This is a genomic window from Staphylococcus condimenti (genome assembly GCF_001618885.1).
Classification (GTDB): Bacteria; Bacillota; Bacilli; order Staphylococcales; family Staphylococcaceae; genus Staphylococcus; species Staphylococcus condimenti.
The window spans coordinates 1,985,745-1,998,199 of record NZ_CP015114.1 but is presented as its reverse complement, the minus strand read 5'-3'; the positions used below and the strand labels follow the sequence as shown (position 1 = coordinate 1,998,199).

Genomic DNA, 12,455 nt, shown 5'->3' with positions numbered 1-12,455 from the left:
ATGAAGTTAACTCCTTTCTATATATTGACTTGTAATGCTAAAAGTGAAAAATGCAATAACGATAACGCTGCGAGGTTGCTATTAAAAAATGAGATTAAATATCTAAGTGGATTTCAATGGTTTTAGCCACACTTGGTATATCGATAAACCTAATCGTTTCAGCTAACGACTGATGACCAAGATACTTTTGAATCACTGTAATCGGTGTTCCTGCTTTATAGGCATGATAAGCAAATGTTTTACGTAAAGACTGCAAACCGATATGTGAAAGTTCAATTTCTTCCGCTGCTTGATGAATGATTCGATATGCTTGTTGTCGTGATAACTGTTTCTTTGTTCTGCTCGATTGAAAAAGAAAATCTTGAACCATGTATTCATTATCCAAGATATAATCAGTCAAAGCTTTGCGTAAAGCATCAGAAAGCGGTACGACAATTTCAGGAAATTGTGAGTTCGTCCAAGACTTAATAATCATCTTCGGTGTTATGTTTTGAAATGTTTGATTTTTGTTTTCTTTATACTCCGAATTCAAAATGTCAACTACGCGGAGGTTAAGCAATGTACTTAATTTAACACCCGTATGTATCGCGAAATTCAATAATAAATAGTCACGCTGGCTATGTTGTTTTAAAACACGATACATTGCTTCAATATGCATTTTGTCTTTTATCGGCAATACACATTCCATATTTCTTCATTCCTTTTTCTCATCTTTTAACGTACCCTTTGTGAGCAAAATTAAATTATGTTACATATTAATGATAATATATATTTGAGTAACATAAAAGTGGTTTGTTCAAATTTTTCAAATTATTTTAAGTCTAAATAATCTCAAAAGAAATTTTTCATTAAAAAGAAACAAACAACAGTCATAATAAAATAACACTTTTTGTTGTTTAACAAAAAAAGAAATGAACCTCTGTCCATTTCTTTCCATCTATTATTCATCTATACGTTTTGGCTTTAAAAACTCATTATTACCTAGAGTGATTTTATTCATTACTTGATTAATCTCTGCTTGGTTAGTAATATTTTGTTTTAAATCTTGAACTCTGAATTGTTGGGAAGTCCCGCTGTTGAGCGCCTCCTCGTAATTGTTAATAGCACTTTGCGTAGCTATGATACATACATATTCTCTACTCACGCCTACTATCGTTGCAAAAGATCCGCTTGGAGGACTGGCCTCAAAATAACGCATTCCTTCTGGTCCACCATAAATTGGCGGCATCGATCTCCCATCAGACAATCTGTATTCATTCGCTTCAAGAATCACTTCATACGGTTTGCCTTGTTCTACTCCCCAAGTTCCAGGATATTGTCCTTCCAATAATTGTCGTCCATTAATGAATTGCTTTTTCAATTGCGGACTTAGCAACATCATCGCAACTTCTTTTTTAATTTCTTCATCAGACAGAGGTGTATTCTTTTGTGTTTCTTGTTTTTGATCTTCAGTACTATCTTGATTATCTTGCTTTTGATTTTCTTTTTGTTTGGAAGCTTCTGAAGATTGTTTTTCTGAATCTGTTTCCTTATTTGTTTTTGTTTTTTGATGCACTTCTGTTTCTTTTTTTGAATGATTTTCTTTCTCTTGGTCATCTGTTTTTCCACAACTTGCTAATATTACTATAAATCCTAATACCAGTGATATGAATTGATGTTTTTTCATGATGAAATCCCCTTACTTTGTTGGCACTCATTGTATTTATTTAATATTTTACACAACTTATATTTTACACTCAACCTCATTTTCTACGAGGTTTTTAAATAACTAACATGGGGAATTTAAATGCATATGATATTTGACTTGTATTCAAATTAAATTTAAATTATAAGTCGTGAATTTTCCATTAATATAGAAAGGAGGTTGCGAAATGGCGTCTTTTAAAGTAGGTATTATAGCCGCACCTGGATTTCCAGAACGCTTATCAAATAAAGTTGTTGAATCATTACCGACCATTTTGAATCAAGAATTAGATACCGATGCTGAATGGCATTTTCATGTCACTACCGATCCTTTGATTGGTTCAGCTGAAGATGTTAATAAAAGTTTAGATGCGGCGCAAAATGTAAAACAAGAACACAACTGGGATTACGGAATTGTAGTTACTGATCTTCCAATCGTCTCAAATCGTCGTATTATCGTCGGTAATTTGGATGAAACACATTCAACTGCGATAATATCTTTGCCTGCTTTAGGTTGGATGAACTTACGTAAAAAGTTAAAGCAATGCTTACTTTATTTTTCAGAAAGTATTTATCGTTCGCAACATCAAGACGAAGGGCAGCAACAACACAAATTGAATTTATCTTGGATTACACGTATCAAACCTGAAGCAGCACCTTTAGATCAAAAACAAGATAACGATATGGAAACCTCTTCGGAGCAAAAAGATGGCGATGAAACCTCAGAATCCAATACAACTACACGTTTTATACTTAAACCGTTAATTATCAGTTGGATATTTTTACTTTTTGGTATGACGCGTGCTAATGAACCATGGAAAGAGATACCGAATTTCAAAAAAATCATTTCTCTGTCTTTTGCGACAGCTACGTACCTCACAATCTTTTCTACTCCATGGCAAATGAGTATCGAATTCTCTAATTTACGCTTTATACTGATGACAATTTTAGCAGTTGGCGGTATGTCGCTTTGGATAATGTATGCGCATGGACTATGGGAAACTTCTACTTCACTTACTACACGCACATATCGCACTGTTTATAACATTACAACTGTACTGACTTTGCTTATAATCATCGCAATTAGTTACATGATTTTGTTTGCGCTCTTGATGATAAGTGTCGCACTTTTTGTACCGAATGATTTATATAATATGATGACTTCTAATCAAGGTATAAGAAGTTGGAGTCAGTTCTTATATCTCACTTGGTTCCTTACTTCTCTCGGCTTCTTAGCTGGAGCCTTAGGTGCTTCCGTAGAGAATGAAGATAAAATAAGAGATATGACTTATTCTTATCGTCAACGTGTCCGTTATGAAGAAGCTAAAGAATGGGAGTCAACGAAATACTACTCTTCTGATTCAGAACAAAATAAAAATACACAGAAAGGAGGCTAAAATTTGGAACAATTAGTGGTTGGAATTGTAGCAGCTCCTGGCATAGCCAATAAATTATCACATAAAATGGTCTATGACTTGCCGGATTTATTATCAAAATATATTTCATCTCAATATAAATGGAAAATTGAAGTTGTGGTAGATGCTTTGACTGGGTCAGCAGAAGATGCTGAAAAAGCTTATCAAAAAACAGAAGATTATTTAGATCGTTATAATTGGAATTATATTATCAGTTTAACTGATTTACCGTTATTTCATGATAATGAATCTGTCATCGCGGTTGATATCAACGAAGAGAATGGTGCAAGTATGATATCTATTCCTGCTTATGGTTGGCGTCCTTTAACTAAACGTTTAGAGAAAACAATCGTGACAGTCATTCATGAAATTAATGTGCAATTTAGTGATCATGCTCAGAACGGAACTGCTGAAAAAGACGATGAAGAACGCCAAAAAGAATATCGAGATATCTTCCCATTTTCCAACTTAAGAAAAATTCGTACTTTTGCTGATGAAACGCATACGATGCATATACGTTATATCGTTGCTTCAAAAATAAGCGGGAATTTACGTTTACTAAGCGGCATGACTTTTGCAAATAACCCGCTACGCCTAATGCAAAGTATGAACAGCGTCATCGCAATTGCTTTCACCACAGGAGCATCTGGAATGATTTTCTCGACCATGTGGCAACTCGGCAACACCTTTTCAGCAGGAAGACTAACTATGTTATCCTTATTTGCGATTATCGGCATGATTGCTTGGATTATCTTAGCGCATAACTTATGGGAATCTACTAAACATAGTGCCAACCATAAAATTACACGTTTATATAACATGACCACATTAACTACGTTAGGTACTTCTGTACTGATATATTACATTGTTTTAGTTTTACTTTACATTATTGCCGCATTGATACTTCTACCGTCAGGATTCTTAGGTCGACAATTAGAGTTGAAACATGCTGCACCATTTTCTCTATATATCTTTATCGCATGGTTCGCAGCTTCTATTTCAACAATAGCCGGTGCAATCGGCGCAGGTATGCGCAACGAAAAATTGGTACGAGAAAGTACGTATGGTTCACGTCAGCAAATGCGTAAAGCATTAAGCAAAGAACGTAGTGAACATGAATAATAAATCAATAAAAGTCTTCGCTAGAAATGTGTGAGCGAAGACTTTTATTATTTCTTATACTTCCAAATACGATAACCAGCTGGAATGATGATTAAAATGGAAAATAAAAATCCCAACCAGAGATAGGGTCTATCAAATAATAAGTAAATGATGAATAAGACAAGTCCTAAGATTATTGCAAAAAGGTTAAACCATAATTTTTGTCCTATTTCTTGAAAATACTGTTTCATCTTTGCGACGCCCTTTCCGGATTTTCGCAGTACCTTTTAATAACTTTTGTATAAAATCTGCATTGTTTTCACACATTTTCATGCTATCACATGTGTCTTATATAACCCAATCATCCCACAGGTGAGACTGAGGGTTGTCTGAAGTTAGACATCTGTCAGTCTCGATTATCGTTTCATTGTAATATAAAAAGGCAGACTTCTTTAATCTGTCTTGCCTCCTATTGCATATCAACTTTATTTTCTACTTCTTTTAATTTAAGATTATCTTTTTCAGACTTAATAACATCTTTTGTATTATAAACTTTTGCCATTCCATCCATTCCATTTAATAATTCATTGTAACTTGGTATCGGACTTTGAGTTCCATAAATAATCATATTCTGTTCATTCATAGCTACAGTTACTGAATACTGTGAAGGGAAAGGTTAAATTAAATAGAATTTAGTACCTTCAGGTTTATTTTGCATATTAGGGTTTTCTGGCAAAGAAGTCACTTTTAATTCAGGAAGTTGTTTCGTTTTCAAGCCGTCACCGAAGTTTGATTTATATTCACCTTTTAACACGTCATCTGCTGTGATAAATTTCCCTTCCAATCCTGGTTGAAATAACAACATCGCAATTTTTTGCTTATCTGTATACTCAATCACTTGCTTGTAAGAACTTTTATCATTTTGATCTTTATTTTCACTCTTCCCTTTTTCTTTTATCCCTTTAAATCCTTCTCCGTTTTCATTTTGAGATGTTTCTTTCTTTTGACTTGTCTTTTCAGAAGTTTCTTTTTTGCTTTCATCTTTTGAATCATTTTGACTGCATGCTGTAAGAATAATCGTTAAAAATACAGCAACTAATGTCAGTCCCCATTTTCTCATGCGGTACTGCCTCCTCTTGATTTAAATTTCCATAAATATTTTTTACAATTAGATTTTTGATTTCATAAGTAGGTTACCATATTGAAACATAACTTTCTATATGACGTAGTTGCTTATAAAAGTCTATTTTCTCGACCAAAAAATAACTTATCTCTTATATATAATCATAAAATTTTTCAGCGTAATTCAAAGATTAAAATCTAATATTTCACTTTATAAAAACCAATAGCGTCAATATTTCAAACCATATTATTATCATTATTTTATTTTTCATAAAGATGACAAATTTGTCTAAAAAATAAATAACTTGTTACGAAAGTTTGACAAATAAAACGATGCGTATTAGTATTGAGATATCAAGTAGTTGAGAAACATTCTCAACACTTTCTCGATAGTTTAAAAAAATTGGTACAGTGTACTAATTGTGCATCTGGCTAATCAAAAAACTATTGAGCAATTATAGTAATTAAGGCAAAAGCGAACTGACTGTTGCCTTCATATATATTCTTTTCAACGGATTGGTCTTAAGTACTGAATGTGCTGAATACTACTCCCGTCATACTCATATGCTAAAAGCATATCGATGTGATGGGAGTTTTTTGCGCTATTAAGTACTTTTATCAACAGCAGAAAAGAAGACAGCAGCCAACTATCATTTAAAAGGAGAATGATTTTTAATGAAAATTGTAGCATTATTCCCAGAAGCATCAAAATCTACTCAATTATTGTCTAAACAAGAAGCTTTAGGTTTACCAGAATTCTTAAAAGGTACTGATAACGAGTTAATCTTGGTTTCTAGTAATGAGGAAATTGATAACTATGTTGAGGATATGGATGTTGTAATTTCTTCTCCATTCTTACCTGCTTATATCACTAAAGAAAGAATCGAAAAAGCTAAAAACCTTAAATATGCAATTACAGCTGGTATCGGTTCTGACCATGTAGATATTGAAGCAGCTGCAGAACACGGCATTATTGTTGCTGAAGTAACAGGCAGCAACAACGAAAGTGTTGCTGAACAAAATGTTCTAGAAACACTATTACTGCTTAGAAACTATGAAGAAGGCCATAGACAAGCATTAGAAGGCGAATGGGACTTGCCATTAGTAGGTTCTGGCGCATTTGAATTACAAGAGAAAAAAGTCGGCATCTTCGGATTTGGTCGTATTGGTCAATTAACTGCACAACGCTTAAAACCTTTTAATGTTAATATCCGTTATAACGATCCATTCAGAAAAGAAGACGTTGAAAAAGAATTAGGCGTTGAATATGTTGAATTTGATGAATTAGTAGAAACATCTGATGTTATCATTATTCAATCACCGCTTACTCCTGATACAAAAGGTAAATTTGATGCAAGCGTCATCGATAAAATGCAAAAAGGTACAGCTGTAGTTAACTGTGCACGCGGTTCAATTGTTGATACAGATGCAATTGCTAAAGCTGTTGAAGATGGACACATCAGATATGGCGGCGACGTTTGGTTCCCTCAACCAGCACCAAAAGATCACCCTTGGCGTTCACTTAAAAATTCAGGCATGACTGTACACTATTCAGGTATGACTGTTGAAGCTCAAAAACGTATTCAAAAAGGTGTAGAAGAAATGCTTAATAACGCTATGGAAAATACACCTATCCGTTCTGAATATGTTATTGTTGATAACAACAAAGTAGCAAGTCAAAGCTACCAAACTAAAAAAGATAAATAAGTTCGAATATCGAACGTTGTCATAAATTAAAACCCCCTTTGATTTCAGAAACTTAATGTAATGGAATAAATTATCTCAAGGTCGCTTTCTATTCATAAAACTAGGAAGCGACCTTTTTATATATGTAAGTTGCAATAACAATAAAAAAGACTTCCGATTTAACGAAAGTCTTCATTATTTACTATTATTTATTTAAAATGCTGCTTAAATCTTTCGCGAATGCTTCTGGTTCTTGTACATAACCAAAATGTCCACCAGCTACTTCTGCAGCTTTTCCACCTATATCTCGCGCAAATAAATCTGCAGCTTGATAAGCTAATGATCCTTTAGAAGCGCTACCTTTTAACCAAGCAATCTTATGATTTGTCTTACGTAATTGTTCTAAATCTACTTTATAATCCATATATTGTCGCAATTCGTATTGCATCCAGATTTTTGTAGATTCAGCACTATTAGAATCCATTGTGTCTGGTGCGCAAACTGCACACGGTGCGATTGTATCTTCTACTAAGACTTTCATATCTAGTTGTGACGGTTTCATAGTATGTTCAAAGATACGCATTGCTGCAGGTATTCCTTCAATTTCTGCTGCTTGAGAGATTTTTTGAGCTTCTTTTTCTAGTTCGGTTCTATTGGGGAAAACAGTTGCGTTCAGAGGTTCATGTACAGCTGCGCCTACAATTAATTCTGGAAATTTTTCCAACAAGCGCATAGCAACAACCGCCCCAGTATCTGTCCCCATGATATATACTGGATTATCACTTAAATTTTCAGCCAATGCTTGTATATCTTCTGTATCTTTTTCAAGTTTGAAAGTGTCGTGAGTTTGGTTAATTGATGCTGGCATAGGTTGTGTCAGTTCGCTGTATCCATATCCTCTTCTGTCAGGCAAAACAACAGTGAAATGCGATTTCAATTTTTCAGCTGTATCCATATAACTGTCGTTTACACCGCTGGCACCAGGTATCATAATCAGCAAAGGGCCTTGTCCCATTTGTTCGTAACGAATGATTGCGCCGTTTGTTTCTAGTGATTGCACGCCGTTTTCCCCTTTCTGTCGATTTTCTTTATTATCCTCAATAAATCTGTACGATGCAAATTATTGTGATGAATCAATATACATTTCTACTGCTTTTTTAGTTTCACTTAAATGGGCAACGTGCGTTTGATAATCTTTAGATAAGTAAGTATAAAAAAGAATATCAACCGTCATCAATTGAGCAATAAGGGAACTTGTAGCCGCTAGTCGCAAACTTTGTTCAGAACTGGCATCATGCAATAACACGATATTCGCTTCTCTTGCTAGTTTCGAATCGTTTTTACTTGTAATTGCTGCTACCGTTGCACCATAATAACGTGCAATTTGTGCCAAACGCAATGTCTCTTTGTTATGACCTGAATTAGAAATACCTATAAATAAGACATTACCTTTTTTATGGTCGCCAGCCAATACAGTCGCTAATACATGCGCATCAGCACTTTGAATTACTTCTACTCCTGCACGAGTAAATTTTTGATAGATATCTTCAGCAACAATATGACTTGCACCGACACCAAAAACCACAATTTTTTGTACATCATATAATTTATCAACCAATGCTTCTAATGCCTGATCTTCTAATAATGATTCAGTTGTTTCTAACGTATAAGCCGCCCTTGATAGCAACTTCCGTTTGATTTCTCTCGGCGGTTCATCTTGAGTAATTTCTTTATAATTGTTTGTTTCATGTTGCGGTAAATTCCGAGATAATGATAGTTTTAAATCGACAAATCCTTTGAATCCGAGTTTATGTGCACAACGGATTACTGTAGCTGAACTTGTTTTAGTGACATCTCCTAGTATTTGTGCACTCATTTCCAGCACTTTTTCTGGATGCTCTAATATGAATTGTGCAATGTGCTGTTCATTCTTAGTAAGATGTTTCATTTGCTCTCGAATATGAATGATAAGATGATCTGTTTCCATTATTTACACATCCGCTTCATCAACTTCTTGCGGCGCTGTCATATCTTTTGTTGTACCAAAGAAATATGTAGCGACAAATCCACCCGCATAAGCTGCAAGTAATCCTGCAATATAACCGAGATACATATTATCGTAAATCAACGGAATCAACGAAACACCGCTAGGTCCTATCGCTACAGCACCAATATGACCAATACCGCCAATCACAGCACCTCCGATACCACCGCCGATACAGGCAGTAATAAATGGACGACCTAATGGTAATGTCACCCCATAAATCAATGGTTCACCAATACCTAAAATACCTGCTGGTAAAGCACCTTTTAAGAGACGAATAATCTTTTTGTTCTTACGACATTTCACCCATAATGCAAATGCTGCACCAACTTGTCCAGCACCCGCCATAGCTAACACGGGCAGTAAAAACGTAGCATGATTTTGGTTGATCATTTCAATATGAATTGGTGTTAACACTTGATGCAAACCAAACATGACGAGTGGTAAGAATGTCGCACCTAACACAAATCCGCTGAATGGACCGCCGATATCGAGTACCCACTTGATAGCTGCTAAAATACCTTCTGAGACAACGCCTGCAATCGGCATAATTAAGAAGATAGTAGCAAGTCCCATAATTAATAAAGTAATCGTTGGAGTTACGATAATATCAATAGAATTCGGAATAACTTTGTGCAATCGTTTTTCTATCATAGCTAAAATCCATACTGCAAAAATGACACCGATCACACCACCTTGACCTGCAGCAAGTGCATCGCCATTAAAAATATTATGCAGCGGTTTATCAGGTGTCATACCTGTCAGTAATGTAGTACCGCCAATGACACCACCAAGACCAGGTGTTGCACCGAACTCTTTAGCTGAATTAATCCCTACATAAATTGCCAGATATGCAAAAATACCATTTTTAATAATATCGAAAACCATGACCATTTCTTGCCAAAATGCGCCATCGATTCTACCTGCAACTAACAAATTCGAAAGAACTGCACTAATACCGCCGATTAATCCTGCACCAACAAATGCTGGAATTAAAGGTACGAATATATTCGCAATAGTACGTAAAACTTTACGCCATTTCGACGGTTTCTTTTTTTGATTCATTTGACTTTTAAAGAGTTGTGCTTCTTCTTCAACACGTTCTTTATCTGATTTAGGTGAACTTGTATTACTTGAATCATGATGATGTGAAATACGTTCTCCTAATGGTACGCCAATCATTTCACTCATCGCATTCGCAACTTTATTAACTGTGCCGGGCCCAACAATCACTTGTAACGACTCATCTTCTACAACACCCATAACACCATCAATTTCTTTAAGTCCTTCGATATTAACTTTAGAATAATTAATAATATCCATTCGTACTCTGGTCATGCAATGAATAACACGTTCTAAATTTTCTTTTCCGCCCACGTTTTTTAATATTTCCTGGGCAATTCTTTCTTCTTTTGACATCATGTCTCACGCTCCTTAGGTGTTTCGAATAAAACCATCTGCCTTCTTCAATCTTTTTGTTGCTTCTGAATATGAAATATCATGTAAACCCATAACAATCGCCGTTTTTACATTGCCGCGTGCTTCACGAAAAAGCTGTTCACTTTTTTCTATCGGCACTTCTACTATTTCTGAAATGATATTTAAAGCACGCTGTCTCAACTTGTTGTTTGTCGGTTTGACATCAACCATCAGATTTTCATAAACTTTTCCAATACCTACCATTGCTCCTGTAGAAATCATATTTAATACTAACTTTTGCGCAGTTCCAGATTTAAGGCGAGTCGAGCCTGTTAGAATTTCTGGCCCTACTTCAATCTCAATTGCAGTATCTGCAATGTCACCAATTTCTGAATCCTTAACACAAGCTATAGCAGCTGTTTTTGCACCCACTGATTTTGCATATTTCAAACCGCCGATAACATAGGGAGTACGGCCGCTGGCTGCTAAGCCTATCACAACGTCTTTTTCAGTCAGAATATGCTCTTTAAGATCGACTTCAGCAATTTTAAAGTTATCTTCTGCACCTTCAATTGCTTCAGTCATTGCTTTTGATCCGCCTGCTATCAGCCCGATGACTTCATCGCGAGATACTCCAAAAGTCGGCACACATTCTGCAGCATCCAATACACCTAAACGTCCGCTTGTACCTGCGCCGATGTAAAAAAGACGGCCGCCATTTTTAAATGCTTCAATAACTGTATCAATTACGCTTGCGATTACTTTCTTTTCATGAGCAATTGCTTCTGGGACTAATTTATCTTCATCATTCATCACTGTCACAAAATCTTCTGTACTTAATTCATCTAGGTTCATCGTCCTTTCATTACGGTGCTCTGTCATCAGTTTTTTAATGTCCATTCTCGTCATCTCCTTTTGCATTAAAAAGTTTAAAAGGTGTACCTGATTGAATGAGTTTAATACAGTCTAAATCTGCATCTTCAACATGTCCTAACACATTTACTGCCGCATCTGCCGGTAAATCACGTCTTGTGATTTCTAGTTCATTCATATAACGGCCATATAAATTGTTATCTAATGTAATTGCGCCCCGCGGACGTTCCACAGCATTGCTAGCTTCTACTTCATTTTTAAATTCTTTACGTGATTCTTGTGCACGTACCACATCACGTGCAACATCCGGTCTATTTGTATAGCTACGTAAATAAGGACTTTCGGTATCTAAGTCTGTTCGCATCCATACTGTATTTTCAGTTGCATAATGGAAAAATTGTTTCATCATAAAATCATTAATACCGGAGTCGCCCACACAAACAACATCTGTTAACATTAGTTCCAGCTCATACGCTGAAGCTAATGGATGCTGATAGCGATGTGCTTCTAACGTTGGTAAACCTCGATGAATTGGACCGCGGAGTTTTGTTCCTGGTACAAATGCCATGATTTGTAATTCTGGATAAGCCCCTTTCAATCGTTCATTAATATGTTGGAAAAAGGCGGTATCCAAACCTGTATTTGGTCTTGGATAATAATTATGTGCAACATAAATATTTTCTTGAGAAATACCTCGATCATTTAATTCACGTAAAATAGAAAATGCATCTGTACTCGCGTTAAGCATGATTGGATGACCGTCTTCGACATAATCTGCAATTTGATTGATATCTATTGCTTCATCTAATCGAATAATATCTATCCCTGCGTTCTTAATACTAGAAGGATTTTCTAATGATAATCCAAGTTGTTCAAAAGTTTCTCCATTCACATCAGCAATTACTTTTGCACGTGATTGATTTAAAATTGCGAGCTGTCTTAAACGTTCTAAATATTGAGATTGATCATCTTCTGGAATTTGCAAAGACGTAAAAATATAGCGGAATCCTTTATTCAACATTGCTTCAATATATGTTTCATCAAAATCTTCTCCTAAATAAACTGAAAAGCCTAATTGCATGTATGCCACCCCTGATTTAAAGAATAATTTC

12 protein-coding genes are annotated in these 12,455 nt (G+C 35.3%); 3 read left to right on the top strand and 9 right to left on the bottom strand.

Features of this window, described 5'->3' with window-relative positions:
• Positions 1-94: 94 nt before the first annotated feature.
• Positions 95-688: a tyrosine-type recombinase/integrase gene (locus tag A4G25_RS09560; RefSeq protein ID WP_047132568.1), complete on the bottom strand. Its 594-nt coding sequence runs from the start codon at positions 686-688 to the stop codon at positions 95-97.
• Positions 689-940: 252 nt separating this feature from the next.
• On the bottom strand, positions 941-1,666 hold the full coding sequence (locus A4G25_RS09555; protein ID WP_047132569.1) for a hypothetical protein: 726 nt from the start codon (positions 1,664-1,666) through the stop codon (positions 941-943).
• A gap of 205 nt (positions 1,667-1,871) precedes the next feature.
• On the opposite strand from A4G25_RS09555, the gene A4G25_RS09550 reads away from it, so the two are divergent.
• Both A4G25_RS09550 and A4G25_RS09545 read left to right on the top strand, forming a co-directional pair.
• Positions 1,872-3,080, top strand: coding sequence for a hypothetical protein (locus tag A4G25_RS09550; RefSeq protein WP_047132570.1), 1,209 nt, complete (start codon positions 1,872-1,874; stop codon positions 3,078-3,080).
• Positions 3,081-3,083: 3 nt separating this feature from the next.
• Positions 3,084-4,220, top strand: coding sequence for a 5,10-methylene-tetrahydrofolate dehydrogenase (locus A4G25_RS09545; protein ID WP_047132571.1), 1,137 nt, complete (start codon positions 3,084-3,086; stop codon positions 4,218-4,220).
• Positions 4,221-4,668: 448 nt separating this feature from the next.
• Here the strand turns inward: A4G25_RS09545 and A4G25_RS13005 are convergent, their stop codons facing one another.
• Both A4G25_RS13005 and A4G25_RS09540 read right to left on the bottom strand, forming a co-directional pair.
• Positions 4,669-4,842 (bottom strand): hypothetical protein, encoded by a 174-nt coding sequence (locus A4G25_RS13005; protein WP_156483163.1) that lies wholly within the window; start codon positions 4,840-4,842, stop codon positions 4,669-4,671.
• Positions 4,843-4,875: 33 nt separating this feature from the next.
• Positions 4,876-5,319 (bottom strand): hypothetical protein, encoded by a 444-nt coding sequence (locus A4G25_RS09540; protein ID WP_047132573.1) that lies wholly within the window; start codon positions 5,317-5,319, stop codon positions 4,876-4,878.
• Positions 5,320-5,996: 677 nt separating this feature from the next.
• Between A4G25_RS09540 and A4G25_RS09535 the strand changes: the two genes are divergently transcribed.
• On the top strand, positions 5,997-7,028 hold the full coding sequence (locus A4G25_RS09535) for an NAD-dependent formate dehydrogenase (protein ID WP_047132574.1): 1,032 nt from the start codon (positions 5,997-5,999) through the stop codon (positions 7,026-7,028).
• A gap of 184 nt (positions 7,029-7,212) precedes the next feature.
• Here A4G25_RS09535 and A4G25_RS09530 read toward each other — a convergent pair whose 3' ends face one another.
• From A4G25_RS09530 to A4G25_RS09510, 5 genes are read right to left on the bottom strand one after another with little or no spacing between them, the layout of a single operon-like run.
• Complete coding sequence (locus A4G25_RS09530) at positions 7,213-8,067, bottom strand: alpha/beta fold hydrolase (RefSeq protein ID WP_232011946.1); 855 nt, start codon at positions 8,065-8,067, stop codon at positions 7,213-7,215.
• Between the two features lie 60 nt (positions 8,068-8,127).
• Positions 8,128-8,994: a MurR/RpiR family transcriptional regulator gene (locus A4G25_RS09525; protein ID WP_047132575.1), complete on the bottom strand. Its 867-nt coding sequence runs from the start codon at positions 8,992-8,994 to the stop codon at positions 8,128-8,130.
• Between the two features lie 3 nt (positions 8,995-8,997).
• Complete coding sequence (locus A4G25_RS09520) at positions 8,998-10,470, bottom strand: PTS transporter subunit EIIC (RefSeq protein WP_047132626.1); 1,473 nt, start codon at positions 10,468-10,470, stop codon at positions 8,998-9,000.
• A 15-nt stretch (positions 10,471-10,485) separates the two neighbouring features.
• On the bottom strand, positions 10,486-11,370 hold the full coding sequence (murQ, locus tag A4G25_RS09515) for an N-acetylmuramic acid 6-phosphate etherase (protein ID WP_047132576.1): 885 nt from the start codon (positions 11,368-11,370) through the stop codon (positions 10,486-10,488).
• The gene (locus A4G25_RS09510; RefSeq protein WP_047132577.1) at positions 11,360-12,424 is read right to left on the bottom strand and encodes a MupG family TIM beta-alpha barrel fold protein; all 1,065 of its coding nucleotides are present in this window, start codon (positions 12,422-12,424) and stop codon (positions 11,360-11,362) included. The genes murQ and A4G25_RS09510 overlap by 11 nt, the downstream gene beginning before the upstream one ends.
• Positions 12,425-12,455 lie beyond the last annotated feature (31 nt).

Bases quoted from the DNA above. Each gene is read 5' to 3' on its own strand.
- A4G25_RS09560 (WP_047132568.1), bottom strand. From the start codon at position 688: ATGGAATGTGTATTGCCGATAAAAGACAAAATGCATATTGAAGCAATG.
- A4G25_RS09555 (WP_047132569.1), bottom strand. From the start codon at position 1,666: ATGAAAAAACATCAATTCATATCACTGGTATTAGGATTTATAGTAATA.
- A4G25_RS09550 (WP_047132570.1), top strand. From the start codon at position 1,872: ATGGCGTCTTTTAAAGTAGGTATTATAGCCGCACCTGGATTTCCAGAA.
- A4G25_RS13005 (WP_156483163.1), bottom strand. From the start codon at position 4,842: ATGAATGAACAGAATATGATTATTTATGGAACTCAAAGTCCGATACCA.
- A4G25_RS09540 (WP_047132573.1), bottom strand. From the start codon at position 5,319: ATGAGAAAATGGGGACTGACATTAGTTGCTGTATTTTTAACGATTATT.
- A4G25_RS09535 (WP_047132574.1), top strand. From the start codon at position 5,997: ATGAAAATTGTAGCATTATTCCCAGAAGCATCAAAATCTACTCAATTA.
- A4G25_RS09525 (WP_047132575.1), bottom strand. From the start codon at position 8,994: ATGGAAACAGATCATCTTATCATTCATATTCGAGAGCAAATGAAACAT.
- A4G25_RS09520 (WP_047132626.1), bottom strand. From the start codon at position 10,470: ATGTCAAAAGAAGAAAGAATTGCCCAGGAAATATTAAAAAACGTGGGC.
- murQ (WP_047132576.1), bottom strand. From the start codon at position 11,370: ATGGACATTAAAAAACTGATGACAGAGCACCGTAATGAAAGGACGATG.
- A4G25_RS09510 (WP_047132577.1), bottom strand. From the start codon at position 12,424: ATGCAATTAGGCTTTTCAGTTTATTTAGGAGAAGATTTTGATGAAACA.